This window comes from Antribacter gilvus (genome assembly GCF_003946865.1).
Classification (GTDB): domain Bacteria; phylum Actinomycetota; class Actinomycetes; order Actinomycetales; family Cellulomonadaceae; genus Antribacter; species Antribacter gilvus.
In genome coordinates, this window is record NZ_QXTH01000001.1 from 457364 (window position 1) to 474179 (window position 16816).

12 protein-coding genes are annotated in these 16816 nt (G+C 73.1%); 9 read left to right on the forward strand and 3 right to left on the reverse strand.

Translation table 11 applies throughout. The features are described from left to right. Window positions 1–85 precede the first annotated feature (85 nt). Window positions 86–928 carry a pyrroline-5-carboxylate reductase gene (gene proC / locus D1350_RS01970; RefSeq protein ID WP_276313696.1) on the forward strand — a complete coding sequence of 281 codons (843 nt, stop codon included), beginning with the start codon at window positions 86–88 and terminating at the stop codon, window positions 926–928. A 12-nt stretch (window positions 929–940) separates the two neighbouring features. Here proC and D1350_RS01975 read toward each other — a convergent pair whose 3' ends face one another. After that, entirely contained in the window at window positions 941–1981 is a 1041-nt protein-coding gene (locus D1350_RS01975) for a LacI family DNA-binding transcriptional regulator (RefSeq protein ID WP_125773308.1), read from the reverse strand. Window positions 1982–2193: 212 nt separating this feature from the next. Between D1350_RS01975 and D1350_RS01980 the strand changes: the two genes are divergently transcribed. The 5 genes from D1350_RS01980 (at window position 2194) to D1350_RS02000 (ending at window position 8991) form a co-directional block, all read left to right on the forward strand. Further along, window positions 2194–3069 carry a carbohydrate ABC transporter permease gene (locus tag D1350_RS01980; protein ID WP_125773967.1) on the forward strand — a complete coding sequence of 292 codons (876 nt, stop codon included), beginning with the start codon at window positions 2194–2196 and terminating at the stop codon, window positions 3067–3069. A 3-nt stretch (window positions 3070–3072) separates the two neighbouring features. Continuing rightward, window positions 3073–4017, forward strand: a complete 945-nt coding sequence (locus D1350_RS01985; RefSeq protein ID WP_125773309.1) for a carbohydrate ABC transporter permease — start codon at window positions 3073–3075, stop codon at window positions 4015–4017. Between the two features lie 48 nt (window positions 4018–4065). Continuing rightward, window positions 4066–5448 carry an ABC transporter substrate-binding protein gene (locus D1350_RS01990; RefSeq protein ID WP_125773311.1) on the forward strand — a complete coding sequence of 461 codons (1383 nt, stop codon included), beginning with the start codon at window positions 4066–4068 and terminating at the stop codon, window positions 5446–5448. A gap of 132 nt (window positions 5449–5580) precedes the next feature. Further along, entirely contained in the window at window positions 5581–7452 is a 1872-nt protein-coding gene (locus tag D1350_RS01995; protein ID WP_125773313.1) for a glycoside hydrolase family 35 protein, read from the forward strand. 123 nt (window positions 7453–7575) lie between these two features. Beyond that, window positions 7576–8991, forward strand: coding sequence for an RICIN domain-containing protein (locus D1350_RS02000; protein ID WP_125773315.1), 1416 nt, complete (start codon window positions 7576–7578; stop codon window positions 8989–8991). Window positions 8992–9000: 9 nt separating this feature from the next. Here the strand turns inward: D1350_RS02000 and D1350_RS02005 are convergent, their stop codons facing one another. Then, window positions 9001–10176: a substrate-binding domain-containing protein gene (locus D1350_RS02005; RefSeq protein WP_125773317.1), complete on the reverse strand. Its 1176-nt coding sequence runs from the start codon at window positions 10174–10176 to the stop codon at window positions 9001–9003. Further along, window positions 10173–12026 carry a serine/threonine-protein kinase gene (locus D1350_RS02010; RefSeq protein ID WP_125773319.1) on the reverse strand — a complete coding sequence of 618 codons (1854 nt, stop codon included), beginning with the start codon at window positions 12024–12026 and terminating at the stop codon, window positions 10173–10175. The genes D1350_RS02005 and D1350_RS02010 overlap by 4 nt, the downstream gene beginning before the upstream one ends. Window positions 12027–12237: 211 nt before the next feature. Between D1350_RS02010 and D1350_RS02015 the strand changes: the two genes are divergently transcribed. From D1350_RS02015 to D1350_RS02025, 3 genes are all read left to right on the forward strand, one after another. Beyond that, a complete protein-coding gene (locus tag D1350_RS02015; protein ID WP_125773321.1) occupies window positions 12238–13248 on the forward strand; it encodes a hydroxyacid dehydrogenase in 1011 nt (336 codons plus the stop codon). Beyond that, complete coding sequence (locus D1350_RS02020) at window positions 13245–15362, forward strand: DUF2264 domain-containing protein (RefSeq protein WP_125773323.1); 2118 nt, start codon at window positions 13245–13247, stop codon at window positions 15360–15362. The genes D1350_RS02015 and D1350_RS02020 overlap by 4 nt, the downstream gene beginning before the upstream one ends. A gap of 82 nt (window positions 15363–15444) precedes the next feature. Then, a complete protein-coding gene (locus D1350_RS02025; RefSeq protein ID WP_125773325.1) occupies window positions 15445–16752 on the forward strand; it encodes an ABC transporter substrate-binding protein in 1308 nt (435 codons plus the stop codon). Window positions 16753–16816: the final 64 nt, after the last annotated feature.

Here is a 16816-nt window from a genome sequence, read left to right on the forward strand (position 1 = left end):
CCGCTCCCGCCGACCGTTCCCTCGCAGGGCGGACGACGGCGGGCACGCACCACCCGCTCGGGCCCGGACAGGGCACCATGGTGTCGTGAGCAGCCAGAGCAGCAGTGGAACGACCGGACGACTTGCCGTGCTGGGCGCCGGCAACATGGGTGAGGCGGTGCTCGCCGGGGCGCTCGCGGCGGGCTGGGCGCCCGGCGACGTGGTCGCGACGGTCACGCCGTCGGAGACGGAGCGCGCCGCCGCGCTGGAGGAGCGCTACGGCGTGACCGTCGAGACGGACAACGCCGCGGCCGCCGGCCGCGCCGGCCTGGTCGTCGTGGCGGTCAAGCCGAACGACGTCGCGAAGGTCCTGGCCGACGTCGGCCCCGCGCTGCCCGACGGCGCCGTGGTCGCCAGCGTGGCCGCCGGCCTGAGCGTCGACTACTTCGAGCGCCGGCTGCCCGCCGGGACGCCCGTGGTGCGCTGCATGCCGAACACGCCCGCGCTGGTGGGCGCCGGGATGACGGCCGTGGCGCCGGGCGCGGCGGCGTCGGAGGAGCACCTGGCCCTGGTGGAGCGGATGCTCACCGGGTCCGGCGTGGTGGTGCGCGTGGCGGAGAAGGACATGGACGCAGTGACGGCCCTGTCGGGCTCCGGGCCCGCGTACGTCTTCTACGTGCTCGACGCGATGGCCGAGGCCGGCGTCCTGCTGGGACTGACGCGCGACGTCGCGCGCACGCTCGCGCTGCAGACGGTGCTCGGGTCCGCCCGGCTGGCCGCCGAGACGGGCGACCACCCGGTGCTCCTGCGCGAGCGCGTGACGTCCCCGGGCGGCACCACCGCCGCCGGGCTGCAGGTGCTCGACGACCACGGCGTCCGGGCGGCGTTCCTCGCAGCGGCCGAGGCGGCGCGCGACCGCTCGCGAGAGCTGGGCCAGGCCACGAAGTAGCGAGGGCCCGGGTCAGGCGGCCGGCGGCGCCGTGCTCGCCCGGACCACCAGCCGCACCGGCACGAGCGTGTGCACGTCCGCGAGCGAGGTCCCCTCCCGCACCTGACGCAGCAGCAGGTCGACCAGCGCGCGGCCGATCTCGGCGAAGTCCTGCGACACGGTGGTGAGCGGCGGCCAGAGGTGCGCCGCGAGCACGATGTCGTCGAAGCCCACCACGGAGACGTCGCCCGGCACGTCGCGCCCCGCCTCGTGGAGCGCACGCATGAGCCCGGCCGCCATCTCGTCGTTCGCGCAGAACACGGCCGTGACGTCCGGGTCGCGGGCGACCTCGCGGCCGAGGGCGTAGCCGGAGTCGGCGGTCCAGTCGCCGCGGAGCAGATCGGGGACCGGCCGGCCCGCCGCCTCCAGCGCGTCGCGCCACGCCTCGGCGCGGACCTGGGCGGGCGTCGAGTCCTCCGGGCCGGCGAGGTGGTGCACCGTCCGGTGGCCCAGCCCGAGCAGGTGCTCGACGGCGGCCCGCCCGCCCGCTGTCTGGTCGGCGCCCACCGCCGGGTGGTGCCCCACGAACCGAGAGTCGGACACGACCACGGGCAGGCGCGGTGGCAGAACGAGGGTCGCGGGCGTCGCGGTCTCGGCGCGGATGATGACCAGCCCGTCGATGGCCTGGTGGGACAGGCGGGTGGCGGCGGCCGAGACGTCGTCGGACGACGGGCTCTCCACGTCGACGAGGGTGACTGTGAAACCCTCGGCGCGCGCCGCCTCCACGACCGCCTCGACGGTCCGGGACTCACCCGTGCGCGAGAGCCGGTGGGCGATCATGCCGATGGTCCCGTAGCTGCCGGAGCGCAGCGCCCGCGCCGCGGAGTTGGGCGCGTACCCGAGCTCGTCCATGGCCGCGAGCACGCGGGCGCGCGTCTCGGCGCGCACGTTCGCGGTGCCCATCGACACCCGGGAGACGGTCTGCGCGGAGACGCCTGCCCGGGCGGCGACGTCGGCCAGGGACGGCCCTGGGCGCGTGCGAAGGCCGGCACGCCGGCGTCCGGTATCGGTCATGGGCTTGACCATACTGTGACCCCGGCCCCGCTTGACGGGTTCCGGGCGCGGATGGGAGGGTCGGCCACAACAGGATGTTAACGTAAACATCTGTGGGCAGACATCTCGGACCAGGGCGAGGCCGCCCCGGCGCGACAGGAGAGGGGACTCGCGTGACGGCAACGGTGCCGGTGACACCGCCGACCAGGTCCAGGGCGCTCGCCCGGCCGGGCATGTCCCGGAAAGGACGCGCGGCGTGGACGGGATGGGGCTTCCTGAGCCCGTTCCTCGCAGTCTTCGCGCTCGTGTTCGCGGCGCCGATCGGGTACGCGCTCTACCTGAGCCTCTTCCGGCGGCAGATGGTCGGCGGCAACTCCTTCGTCGGCCTGGACAACTACGCCCGGGCGCTCGGCGACGATCAGTTCTGGGCGGGTGTGGGCCGCGTGGGCCTGTTCCTGGTGGTCCAGGTGCCGATCATGCTCGGGCTGGCACTCTTCATCGCCCTCGCGCTGGACTCCGGCCGCGTCCACGGCATGGGGTTCTTCCGGATCTCGATCTTCATGCCGTACGCGGTGCCCGGCGTCGTCGCCGCGCTCATGTGGGGCTTCATGTACGGCGAGCGTTTCGGCCTCGTGGGCAACATCAACGACGCGTTCGGCGTCTCGGTCCCCGACCCGCTGCGGTCCGACTTCGTGCTCGCCGCCATCGGCAACATCGTCACCTGGGAGTTCGTGGGCTACAACATGCTCATCATGTACGCCGCCCTGCGCGTGATCGACCCCGCGCTCTACGAGGCGGCCAGGATCGACGGCGCCGGCCAGTGGCGCATCGTCGGCGCGATCAAGCTCCCCGCCATCCGCGGCGCGCTCGTCATCGCCACGATCTTCTCGATCATCGGCAGCTTCCAGCTCTTCAACGAGCCGAGCATCCTGCAGGCGCTGTCACCCAACTACATCAGCACGTCGTACACGCCCAACCTGTACGCGTACTCGCTGTCCTTCGCCGGCCAGCAGTACAACTACTCGGCCGCGATCGCGATCATCATGGGCGTCCTCACGATGATCGTCGCCTACGCGGTCCAGCTGCGCGGCATGCGACGGGAGGACTGAGCGATGACGACCACCGTCCGTACCGGGGACGTCGCCCCCGCGTCCCCGCCCGCGCCGCCCACCCCGCCCGCGCCGCTGAAGCGCCGCCGCGGTGCCTCCTCGTCACGACCACGCCGCAGCCTGACCTTCACCGTGCTGACCGGCCTCATGGCGATCTACTCGCTCGTGCCCCTCGTGTGGCTCCTGGTCAACTCGACCAAGACCCGCGCCGGCCTGCTCGACTCGTTCGGCCTGTGGTTCGCGGGCGACTTCGCCCTCTGGGACAACGTCGTCGGAGTCCTCACCTACGACGACGGCGTCTTCGTGCGCTGGTTCGGCAACACGGTGCTCTACGTCGTGGCCGGGGCCGGTGGCGCCACCCTGCTCGCGCTGCTCGGCGGGTACGCGCTCGCCAAGTTCGACTTCCCCGGCCGGCGCGGCGTGTTCGCCGTGGTGATCGGCGCCGTGGCGGTGCCGGGCACGGCGCTCGCGGTGCCCACGTTCCTGATGTTCAGCGAGCTGGGCCTGACCAACACGCCGTGGTCGGTGATCGTGCCGTCCCTCGTGTCGCCGTTCGGCCTCTACCTGATGTGGACGTTCGCGTCGGAGGCCATCCCGGACGAGCTCATGGAGGCGGCCCGGATCGACGGCGCGGGGGAGCTCCGCACCTTCTGGCAGGTCTGCCTGCCGCTCCTGGCCCCCGGGACGGTGACGGTGCTGCTCTTCACCACGGTCGCGACCTGGAACAACTACTTCCTGCCGCTCATCATGCTGCGCGACCCCGACTGGTACCCGCTCACGCTCGGCCTGAACGCCTGGAGCGCGCAGGCGTCCACGGCGGGCGGAGAGGCGATCTTCCACCTGGTCATCACCGGCGCGCTGCTGACCATCCTCCCGCTGGTGGCGGCGTTCCTGCTGCTGCAGCGGTACTGGCAGTCCGGCCTGGCGGCAGGGTCCGTCAAGGGCTGACGCCCAACCCTGAGTTCACGATCCACGACGAAGTGAGAGGACCCACCCATGACCCCCATCCGTAGCGCGAGCCGTCTCGTGGCGACGCCCCGGACCACGCGCCGCGCCCGCCGGGCCGCCTCCGCGGCGGCCGCCCTCGGCGCCCTCGCCCTCGCCCTCACCGCCTGCGGCGGCCCGGCGGACGACGGCGCGGCCGCCGGCGACCCGGCCGACGTCGACGCTGCCCTCGAGGAAGGTGGCGAGCTGCTCCTCTGGGCGTGGGACCCCACGCTCGAGGACGTCGTGGCCGGGTTCGAGGAGGAGTACCCGAACGTCGACATCGAGCTCGCGAACGTCGGCACGGGCAACGACCACTACATCGCCCTGCAGAACGCCATCGCGGCGGGCTCGGGCGTCCCCGACCTGGCGCAGGTCGAGTACTACGCCCTGGGCCAGTTCTCCATCGGCGGCTCGCTCGCGGACGTGAGCGCGTTCGGTGCGGACGAGCTCCAGGACACGTTCACTCCGGGCCCGTGGGGCGCGATCTCGCAGGGCGGCGGGATCTGGGCGCTGCCCATGGACTCCGGCCCGATGGCCATGTTCTACAACGCGGAGGTCTTCGACACCCTCGGCGTCGAGGTGCCCACCACGTGGGACGAGTACGTCGAGGCGGCTCGCGCCATCCACACCGCGGACCCGACCAAGTACATCGGTGCGGACACCGGCGACGCCGGCTACACCACCTCGATCATCTGGCAGGCCGGCGGCACGCCGTTCGAGGTGGACGGCACGGACGTGACGGTCGACCTCGGAGGCGACGAGGGCGCGGCCAAGTTCGCCGGCGTGTACCAGGAGATGATCGACGAGGAGCTCCTCGCCGACATCCCCGGCTGGAGCGACGAGTGGTTCCAGGCCATGGACGACGGCACGATCGCCACGCTCGTGACGGGCGCCTGGATGCCCGGCAACATGGAGTCGGGCGCCCCCAACGCGGCCGGCAAGTGGCGCGTGGCCCCCATGCCGCAGTGGGAGGCGGGCGCGAACGCCACCGCCGAGAACGGCGGCTCGTCGCTCGCCATCACCGAGGCCAGCGAGAAGAAGGCGCTCGCCTACGCGTTCCTCGAGTACGCGACGGCGGGCGAGGGCGTCCAGACCCGGATCGACGGCGGTGCGTTCCCCACCACGGTCGAGGACCTGAACTCCGACGAGTTCCTGGGCTACGAGTCCGAGTACTTCGGCGGTCAGAAGATCAACGAGATCCTGTCCGACTCGGCCGCGAACGTGGTCGAGGGCTGGCAGTACCTGCCCTTCCAGGTCTACGCGAACAGCATCTACCCCGACACGGTGGGCCAGGCCTACACGGGGGCCACGCCCCTGCTCGACGGCCTGACCGACTGGCAGGACGCGATGACGAGCTACGGCAACGACCAGGGCTTCACCGTCAGCAACTGACGCTGCGCGTCGCCCCGCGCACATTGCTTCGGCAGCTCGTCGTCGGTTCGGCACCTCGAAGTGCCGAACCGACGACGAGCTGCCGAAGCAATGTGCGCACCCCCACCACCGCACCCAGAGAGGCGCCCACCCATGCCCACGTTCGAGATCGGCGAGCAGGACTTCCTGCTCGACGGCCGCCCGCTGCAGATCGTCAGCGGAGCGCTGCACTACTTCCGGGTGCACCCGGACCAGTGGGCCGACCGGATCCGCAAGGCGCGCCTCATGGGCCTCAACACCATCGAGACGTACGTGGCGTGGAACTTCCACTCCCCGACCAAGGGCGAGTTCCGCACCGCCGGGCGCTACGACCTGGGCCGGTTCCTCGACCTGGTGGCCGCGGAGGGGCTGCACGCGATCGTGCGCCCGGGTCCCTACATCTGCGCGGAGTGGGACGGCGGCGGGCTGCCCGCCTGGCTGTTCGCCACGCCGGGCGTGGGCGTGCGCCGCGCGGAGCCGCAGTTCCTGGAGGCGATCGGCGGCTACTACGCGGACGTGCTGCCGATCCTCGCGGAGCGGCAGGTCACCCGCGGGGGCCCGGTCCTGGCCGTGCAGGTCGAGAACGAGTACGGCGCGTACGGCGACGACTCTCCCGAGGAGCGCGCCAGCTACCTGCGCGCGCTCGTGGACCTCACCCGTGCCCAGGGCATCGAGGTGCCGCTCTTCACCTGCGACCAGGCCAACGACGAGCACCTCGCACGCGGGGGCCTCCCCGAGCTGCTGCGGACGGCGACGTTCGGCAGCCGCAGCGCCGAGCGCCTGGCGACGCTGCGCCGCCACCAGCCGTGGGGCCCGCTCGCTTGCATGGAGTTCTGGGACGGCTGGTTCGACTCCTGGGGCCTGCACCACCACACGACCCCGCCCGAGGCGAACGCGCTGGACCTCGATGACCTGCTGGCCGCCGGCGCGTCGGTGAACGTCTACATGTTCCACGGCGGCACCAACTTCGGGCTCACGAACGGCGCCAACGACAAGGGCACCTACCTGCCCATCACCACGTCCTACGACTATGACGCGCCGCTCGCCGAGCACGGCGTGGTCACGCCCAAGTACCTCGCGATGCGCGACGTCATCTCCCGCCACCGGACCGTCCCGGACGAGCTGCCCGCCCCCGCGCCGTCGGCGCCCGAGGCTGAGCTGGTGCTCGACCGGCGTGTCCCGCTCGCCGACCTGCTGCCCCTGCTCGGCGAGCCCCGCCGCACAGAGCGGCTGCCCACCCACGACGAGCTGGGGCAGTGGTCGGGCTTCACGCTCTACGGCACGTCCGTGATGCCCGACGACGGCGTGGTCACCTTCGCGGACGTCCGTGACCGGGCGTGGGTCGCCCTGGACGGCGAGCCCGTCGGCGTGCTGGGCCGGACGGAGCACGTCCGCACGCTGCCGCTGCCGCGCAGGCAGGGGGAGCTCACCCTGCTCGTCGAGGACGAGGGCCGGGTCAACTACGGCCGTCGCATCGGCGAGGCCAAGGGCCTGGTCGGCCCCGCCCGGACCGCGACGAGGGAGCTCACCGGCTGGACGTCGGTCCCCCTCGCGTTCGACGGTTCCGACGGCCTGCTGGACCCCCGCGTGGCCGAGGCGGTGCGCGGAGGCGTGCTCCCGCCGCCCTCGCCCCGCGCCGTCCGGGGCTCCGCTGCGGGACGGCGCGGGGACCCCGGTACGGCTTCGCCGTCGGGCACCGTGGCCGACGACGCGCCGTTCGCCGGGCCCGTGCTGTGCCTGGGCGTGCTGGAGACCGAGCCCGGTGCCGACCACTTCCTGAGGCTGGACGGCTGGACGCGCGGCCTGGTGTGGGTGAACGGCTTCCCGCTGGGCAGGTTCCGCGCTGCGGGGCCGACGGCGACGCTGTACGTGCCGGGGCCCGTGGTGCGGGAGCGGAACGAGGTGGTGGTGCTCGAGGTGCAGGGCGCGGCCGCGCCGGTGGTGCGGTTCGTGGCCGGCCCGGACCTGGGACCGACCGAGGCGTGACCTTGCCAACGGGTCTTGATCGGATGTTAACGTTGCCATAGGCTGCATATGCCCGATTCTGGGTGATCTGCGCGCGACGATGCACGCCGGTCTCTCTGCACTGCAATGAAGGAGTGTGGTCCCGTGAGGCGCCTCTCAGCGTTCCTCGCCGCCCTGGTCTGCGCTGCCGCGACGGCTCTCGTCGCGACAGCGCCGGCCCAGGCGGCACCCCAGACGATCGTCAACGCCACCCAGTTCACCGACTCGTCGGGCAACCCGCTGCACGCCCACGGTGGCGGCGTGGTGAAGTCGGGCAGCTACTACTACTGGATCGGTGAGAACCGGAACGCCGACAACACGTTCCGGTACGTCAGCTGCTACCGGTCCACCGACCTCAAGAGCTGGTCGTTCGTGAACAACGTGCTCACGGAGAACAGCCACAGCGAGCTGCAGACCGCGAACATCGAGCGGCCCAAGATCATGTACAACGCGTCGACCGACCGTTACGTCATCTGGATGCACAAGGAGAACGGCACCGACTACGGCGAGGCGCGTGCCGCCGTCGCTGTGTCGACGACCAACCAGCCCTGCGGCGCCTATACCTACCGGGGCAGCTTCCGCCCGCTCGGCCACATGTCGCGCGACATCGGCGTCTTCGTCGACACCGACGGGACCGGGTACATGTACTCCGCCGCGCGCGAGAACTACGACCTGCACGTCTACCGCCTGACGGCCGACTACACGGGCATCGAGTCGCTCGTCGCCAACCCCTGGCCGGGCGGCCACCGCGAGGCACCGGCCCTGTTCAAGCGGGGGAACGTCTACTTCATGCTGACGTCGGGCGCGACGGGGTGGTCTCCGAACCAGCAGAAGTACGCGACCGCGACCAGCCTCGCCGGCCCGTGGAGCGCGATGCAGAACGTGGGTGACAGCACCACGTTCGGTTCGCAGACCGCTTTCGTGCTGCCGGTCCAGGGCACCTCCGGCACGTCCTACCTGTACCTGGGCGACCGGTGGGGCAACTCCATCGGGACCAACGTCAACGGCTCCAAGTACGTCTGGGCGCCGATCACGTTCCCGTCGAGCACGTCGATGAGCATGAGCTACTACCCCGAGCTGGTGATCGACGCCGAGGCCGGGACGATCTCCGGGCAGGGCGGGCCGTTCCAGTCGCTCACCGCCCGCCACAGCGGCAGGTGCGCCGACATCACGAGCGCCTCCGGCTCACCCGGTGCGCAGCTCAAGCAGTGGGACTGCAACGGCGGAGGGAACCAGAAGTTCTGGTTCAAGGCCACGAGCACCAGCGGGTACTACAACCTGCGGCCGATGCACTCGAACCTGTGCCTGCAGGAGAACGCGAACACCGTGACGCAGGAGGCCTGCGGCTCGGGCACCAACCAGCAGTGGCAGGTGGTGACCTCCGGGTCCTACGTGCAGATCAGGTCCCGGGCGACGGGGGAGTGCCTCGACGTGAACGGTGCCTCCACCGCCAACTCCGCCGCGATCATCACGTACACGTGCGGCAGCGGGCAGAACCAGCAGTGGACGAGGTCCGGCTGACGGCGCCGGTCACCTGCTGGAGGCCCGGACGATCAGCCGGGGGCTGAGCAGCACGCGGAACACCGGACGGTCCGGGCCTTCGGCGATCCGCCGGGCCAGCAGCTCTACAGCCGTCGCTCCGATCGTCGACTTGGGCGGCCGGATCGCCGTGATGGGCGGGTCCGCGAGCCCGGCGACCTCGTCGTCGTAGGCCACGACGGCGAGGTCGCCGGGCACCCGCAGGCCGCGTTCCTGCGCGCGCTGGACGAGCGAGATCGCCTCCGGGTCGGAGTGGACCAGCAGGGCCGTGGCGCCCTGGCCAGGTCCCGTCCCGCGGCACGCGTCCAGGGCCCGCTCGACGTCGGCGGCCCAGCCCGGCTCGGAGTGGTCCACGGTCACGAGGTCGGGCACGTCGGTGTCGAGCCCCAGCTCCGCGACGGTGGCCAGCCAGCCCTCCCGCACGACCGGGCTGTGCGGGCTGTGCAGCGACGCGACCAGGCCGATCCGGCGATGCCCCGCGGCGGCGAGGTGGCGTACCGCCAGGCCCGCCCCGAGCGCGTGGTCGGTGATCACGGACTCGAGGTGCTCGTGGTACGGCCCGACGGTCGCCCGCCGCTCCATCAGCACCACCGGCACGTCCAGCCCGGACAGCCAGAGCGCCAGCTCGGCGCCCTCCTCCCCACCCGTCGGGGGCGCCACGAGCAGCCCCGAGACGGCGGGCCCGCCCTCGGCCGTGCCCGCGCCGACGAGCGCCGCGACCTGCCGCCGCACCTCGCCCGGCTCGTACGACGACCCCCGCAGGATGATCCGCAGCCCCGCCCCCGGCGCCGTCGTGCGCGCTCCCCGGATGACCTCGGGCCAGTAGTAGTCCAGCGACGGCACGACCATCCCGATCGTCCGCAGCGACCGCTCGGTCGCGCGGTCGCCCGGGCGGGCCGCGGCGTCGTCGGGCGACGTGGCGCCCTGCCCGCTGCCGGGCGCGCCGCCCTGCCCGCCGTTCGCCACGGAGCCGGCCAGGCGCGCCCCGCCGTGCACCTTCTGCAGCACGCCCTCCTCGGCGAGCTGCGCCAGGTCCCGCCGGACCGTCACCGGAGTGACGCCCAAGGTGCGCGAGAGGTCGCTGACGCGCGCCGAGCCGTTCGCCCGGAGCTCGTCGAGCAGGCGTGCGCGGCGCTCGGCAGGCAGGGGCGCGCTGGTCGCGGTCATCGGAGCTCCTCAGGGTCGGGTGGGCCCATCGTCACGCAGAACGTGCCACGCGGGGACTCCGCGCGCAGGGTGAGACGGAGGCGGGTCAGGCGGTCGCCCCAGACCTCGGTCATCAGGGGGTCGTCGAGCTCCTGGACGTCCAGGGCCGCCTCGACGACGCCCGCGTCCCAGGTGAGCCGGAGCGGGCGCTCGCCGTGCCGCGCGGTCGCGCGGCCCTCGCCGAGCGCGACCTCGCCGGCCAGCACCCAGTGCCACGCGGTGCGCCCGCCGGGGGCCGACGACGCCTCCTCCGCGAACGTCCAGCTGTCCTCGACCGTGACCCGGCCGCTCGCGCGGTCGAGCGCGACCTCGCGCCACCAGCGCTCCAGCCCGGTCCCGGGGTAGGCCGGGGCGAGGTCGAGGCGCACGCGCCAGGTGCCGGGCCCGTCGTACACGGCCATGTCCCGGGCCGCGCGCTCGCGGCCGGGCGGCTGCTCCACGTCACGCACGCGCGGCACGTTGTGCCAGTCGGCGCGCAGCGACCAGATCGAGTAGCGGTCCGGGCCGAACGTGGCCGCGGTGTACGTGAGCAGTCCCGCGTCGACCACGACGGGGACCCCGTCGAGCGCCACCACCACGTTGCCCACGTCGTCGTGGTTGTGGTTCTCGTCGTTGTGCCCGCCCTTGACGCTCACGGCGAGCCCGGCGGCCGTGCCCGCGGTCTGGCGTGCCAGCGCCACCTCGGTCTGCGGCAGCCACACCGCGGCCACGAGCGGGGGCGAGGCGGGTGCGGTGGCGGCCCAGGCGTCGTCGGACAGCATGGTGACTGCGCGCGGGAGGCTGGACCGCTCGTCCAGGAGGATCCCTGGCGCCTCGCGGTACGACGCCGCGTGGCGGGCCGCGGCGTCGTCGCCCAGCCGGGCGGCCCACGAACGGACCACGTTCCAGGGGTACCGGACCGCGGGCCGGGCCGTTCCGTCGGCGACGTTGACGTACCAGCCGTCGCCCAGGTGCATGGCGTGCGGGAAGGCCACGGTGGCCCGGATGACGGCGAGCGACGCCTCGCTCGGCGGCGTGCCGGTGGCCCGGTCCAGCAGGTCCTGGGCCTCCAGCGCCCGTGCGGCCCCCTGCCACCAGTACTGGTAGCCCTCGTCCACGCCGCCGTCGGCCGGGAGGGAGGCCCAGTAGGCGTCGAGGCCCTCGGCGACGAGGGAGACCGTCCGGTCGCGGCGAGCGGGGTCGGGCTCGAGGGCGAGCGCGGCCGCGAGGACGTTGCCCTGGATCCACGGGCTCCAGTTCATGATCGGGTGGTCCACGCCGAGCCACCACCAGTCACGGCGGTCGGTGAAGGGTCTCAGCACGCGCGTCGCCGCCTCCGTGCGGACGCGCTCGCGGACGCCCGGGGCGCGCGCGTCGAGCAGCGGGCCGAGCAGGTGGTCCGTCCAGGCGAGCTGGGCGGCGACCTCGCCGGCGCCCAGGTCGAGGTACGGGTCGGTGACCGTGGGGGTGATGCGCCCGCGCTGGGTGAACGTGTCGTCGTGGGCGGCCCAGCACCAGCTGGACTGCTCGCAGAGCAGCACCACGCCGTCCACCACCTCGTCGACCCACCGGTCCTCCGGCGTGCGGAGGGTGGTGAGGACGGCGCGCGTGAGCCGAGCCTGGCGGGCGGCCACGAGGTTCTCGTACTCCGTGCGGTCCCCGTCCCGGAAGAAGCGCGCGTAGTGGCTGGTCAGCGGCTGCGGCCAGGGCGAGCCACGCTCGGCCTCGGCCTGGGCCACCACGTCGGCGAGCGCGTCCACCACCCGCGGCGCGTCCCAGTGCCCCCGGTCCGCGACGGTGGGGGCGGGCAGCACCGTTGCTGCGTCGGTCATGCGAATCCTCCGGATCCTTTGTGATCGAACCTGATCGTATCGCAGAACGAGACTGAACTGTTATGCGCGGTTGCCCTTGCGCTGACCGAGGTCCGTGCGCTTCACTAGGGCCACTGCTGATCGGTGATGATCGAAAATGTTCGATCAAGACGATCGGCGGTGGTGAGGGCTGCGGTGCCCTCGACCACAGACTCGATGGGGAGGAGTGACGATGCGGCGCCCAGAGGCCATGCTCGTGATGAGCGACGAGACCTTCCGCACGCAGTTCGGGCGGGACGAGCTCGACCGCCTCGCACGGCTCGCGGTCCTCGGCGACCCGCTGCACGTCACGGACCTCGACACGGACCAGGCGCGCAAGCGCCTCGCGCACGTCGAGGTGCTCCTCACGTCCTGGGGCGCACCCGCCCTCACGCCCGAACGGCTCGCGGCCGCCCCCGGCCTCCGCGCCGTGCTGCACTGCGCCGGCTCGGTCCGTGGGCTCGTGACCGACGCCGTGTGGGAGCGGGGTCTGCTCGTCACCAACGCCGTGGACGAGAACGCGCTGCCGGTCGCCGAGTTCACGTTCGCTGCGATCATCCTCGCCGGCAAGCGGGTGCCGTTCCTCTCCGCGTACGCACGGGACCGGCGCGACGACTGGTCGATCGCGACCGAGCACGGCGAGCTGTCGAACTACGGGCGCACCGTCGGCATCGTGGGATTCTCCCGGACCGGCCGTCGGGTGGTCGAGCGGCTCGCCGCCCTCGAGACCCGCGAGGTGCTCGTCGCCGACCCGTACGCCGACCCCGTGGTCGTGGCGGCCGCCGGTGCACGTCTCGTGCCCCTCGACGAGCTGCTGGCCGCGAGCGACATCTGCTCCCTGCACGTGCCCGCGCTGCCCGAGACCAGCGGGATGATCGGTGGGCGCGAGCTCGCCCTCCTGCCCGACGGCGCCACCCTCATCAACACCGCCCGCGGCGTGGTCGTGGACACGGAGGCCCTGGAGCGCGAGTGCGTGTCCGGGCGCCTCTACGCGATGCTCGACGTGACCGAACCCGAGCCGCTCCCGGCTTCGTCGGTGCTGTACGACCTGCCGAACGTCATGATCACCCCGCACGTGGCCGGTTCGCTCGGCTCGGAGACCCGCCGCATGACGGGCGCCGCGCTCGACGAGCTCGAGCTCTACGCCCGGGGCGCCGCGCCGCGGGCCGCCGTGACCCGTGCGGACCTGAGGACGGCGGCATGAGCGCGCTCGCGCCCGGCGCCGCGCCCCTGGTGGGCCCCGCCCTCGCCCTCGCCGACGGCCGGACGCAGCGCGCCTGGCTCGGGTCCTACGCCGACGGACTCCTCGCCGCCGTCCGCCCGTACGCCTCGCCGAGCGGCTCGCTGATCACCCTGCCGGGCACGCCGGGCGGGTACGGCACGGCCGTGGACGGCCTGGAGGGCTTCGCCCGGACGTTCCTCCTCGCGGGCTTCCGGCTCGCGGGCGAGCGCGGCGCAGACCCCACCGACCTCGCCGGGCGCTACGCCGCGGGACTGGCGGCGGGCACAGACCCGCACCACCCCGAGCGCTGGGTACGCCCCGAGGAGCACGGACAGGCCAAGGTCGAGGCGGCGTCGCTCGCCCTCATCCTCGACCTGACCCGTCCCTGGATCTGGGACCGCCTCGACCCGGCGGTGCAGGAACGCACCGTCGAGTACCTGAGCAGCGTCGTGGGCGACGCCGGCTACCCGCACAACAACTGGGTCTGGTTCCGGATCGTCGTGGAGACGTTCCTGCGGTCCGTGGGCGGCCCGTGGTCCGCGGCGGACCTCGAGCGGGACCTCGCCGTCCACGACAGCTTCGTCCGTGCGGACGGCTGGTTCTCGGACGGTGATGAGCGGTCCTACGACCACTACGCCGGCTGGGCCCTGCACCTGTACCCGGCGCTGTGGGCGCGGATGCAGGGCGCCGACGAGGCGTTCGCCCCGCTCGCGGGCACCGCGCAGCCGCGCGCCGAGCGTGACGTCGCCCACCTGGACCGGTACCTCCAGGACGCGGTGCACCTCGTGGGCGCCGACGGCTCCCCGCTGCTCCAGGGGCGGAGCCTCGTCTACCGCTTCGCCGCGGCAGGGCCGCTCTGGGCCGGCGCGATCTCCGGCGTCCCGAGCCTGGCCCCCGGCCTGCTCCGCGAGGCCGCCGTGCGCACCGTCGCCCACTTCGCCGACCGGGGCGCGCCAGGCGACGACGGTCTCCTCACCCTCGGCTGGCACCACGAGTGGCGCCCGCTCGCCCAGCGCTACAGCGGTACCGGCTCCCCGTACTGGGCGAGCAAGGGCCTGCTCGGCCTCGCTCTACCCGCCGACCACCCCGTCTGGACCGCTCCGGCGGAGCCCCTCCCGGTCGACAACGGTGACGTGCTCGCCGTCGCGGTCGCCCCCGGCTGGGCGATCAGCGGTACGCGGGCCGACGGCGTCGTGCGGGTCGTCAACCACGGCACCGACCACGCCTTCGAGGGCGACGCCGTCGGCGACTCCCCGCTCTACGCGCGCCTCGGCTACTCGACGGCGACGTCGCCGCTGCTCGACCCCGACGCCTGGACCGACCCGCTCGACCAGTCGGTCGTGCTCCTCGACGCCGACGGCCGCGCGACGCACCGGACGGGCTTCCGCACGCTGCGCTGCGAGCTCGTGGCGGACGACGTCCGGGTCGCGTCGGTCGCCGAGAACGGGGACCTGGTGGTAACCGCGCCCGGCCCCACCACCGCGCCCGGCGCCACCGCCGCGGTCCTCGCCTCCGTGGCCGACGTCCGCTGGCTCGACGCCGACCTCGCTGCCCCCGACCACGGCTCCGGCAAGCCCGGCGTGGCCCGCCCGGCGGGCACGCTCACCATGGTGAGCGTGGTCCGGGGCGCCTGGGAGGTCCGCCTCGTCCGGGTGGACTCGTCCGAGGACGCCCGGTCCCTCCGGATCGGGGGGTGGCCGGTCAGCGGCGCGGCAGTGCACCAGGCCTCGGGCTCCCGGTCCGACGGCGCCACGGGCACCGCCGCGACGGCGACCGCCCGCACGAACGACGGCCGGCGGCTCGTCAGCCGGATCGTCTCCCTGCACGGTCTCGACCGGGCAGGCACGACCGGGTCGGCGGACGCCACGCCGCTCGGCGACGCCACGGGCACGCCCTGGCTCGTGACCGAGGACCTGCGGACCGGTCGCTGGCTGGTCTGCGCCGTCGGCCTCTACGGGGCGCCCGCCACCGACGACGCGACCGACCCGCCCCAGGCCGCCCAGGCCGCCGTCGGGCACCCCGCGGTGCGTCTCACCTCGAACCAGGTGCTCGTCACCTGGCCGGACCGGGAGGGGACCACCGTGTCCCTGCCCTGACCACCCTCGCCGTCCCCGCGGGGTCCTCGACACCGAGAGACCCCGGCACCGGGGCCAGTCCACCACTCGAAGGAGAGTAGGAATGAACCGCAAGATCATGACCGCGGTCGGCGCCGCCGCCGCGGCAGCACTGACCCTGACCGCGTGCGGCAGCTCGCCCGACGCCGAGGCGGAGACCCCCGAGGGTCCCGTCACGATCACCATGGCCGGCTGGGACCTCGCGGCAGTGCCCGAGTTCCAGACCCTCGCCGACGCCTACACGGCGGCGAACCCGGACGTGACGGTCGAGATTAAGGAGTACCCGGCCGGCAACGACTACGACACCGCCCTGACGGCCGACCTGGCCGCCGGTACGGCGCCCGACGTCTTCATCGTCAAGAACCTCAAGAACTACATCACGTTCCAGGAGGGCGGGACGCTGCTCGACATCTCGGACGTCGCGGGCGAGCTCGACCCGGCCACGGGCGGCCTCGACTCGATGGCGATCGACGGCGCCACCTACGCCGTCCCCTACCGCCAGGACTCGTGGGTCCTCTACTACAACAAGGACCTGTTCGCGCAGGCCGGCGTCGCCGAGCCGGACGGCTCGTGGACCTGGGAGGACTACGACAAGGCGGCTGGTGAGCTGTCGACCGCGCTGAAGGCGGCCGGCTCCACGGCGACCGGCGCGTACCAGCACGGCTGGCAGTCGGTGGTCCAGGGCTTCGCGCTGGCGCAGTCGGACGGCGCCTCTCTCGAGGGCGGCGACTTCGGCTACCTCGAGCCGTTCTACGAGCGGGCGATCGCCCTTCAGGACGGCGGGGCCCAGCCCACGTACGCCACCGTCACCACGAACAAGCTCGCCTACCAGGCGCAGTTCGGCACGCAGCAGGCGGCCATGCTGCCGATGGGCTCGTGGTACATCGCGACGCTCGTGAAGCAGCAGGCGTCGGGCGAGGCGAACGCGTTCGAGTGGGGCATCGCGCCGATCCCCCAGCTCGACGCGTCGACGGCGGGCCTCGACAACACGCCCGTCACGTTCGGTGACCCCACCACCTTGGGCATCAACGCGGGGATCGACGAGGCCAAGGTCGCCACGGCCAAGGACTTCCTGAAGTTCGCCGCGGGTCCGGAGGGCGCCGCCGCGCTCGCCGCTATCGGCATCACGCCGGCTCTGATCGACGACACCGTCACCGAGACGATCTTCGGCCTCGACGGCGTCCCCACGGACGACCTGTCGAAGTTCGCGTACTCCACCCACGAGACGCTCCCCGAGAACCCGGTGGGCGCGAAGACCGCTGCGATCCAGACCATCCTGGGCGAGGCCCACACGGCGATCATGTCGGGCTCCGTCCCGGTGGCTGACGGGATCGCCGAGGCCGAGGAGCGGGTCGCCAACGAGGTCGGCTGACCTACCGTCCCGCACCACCCCGTCGAGGTAGTCGCTCCGTCCGACGGAGCGACTACCTCGGCAG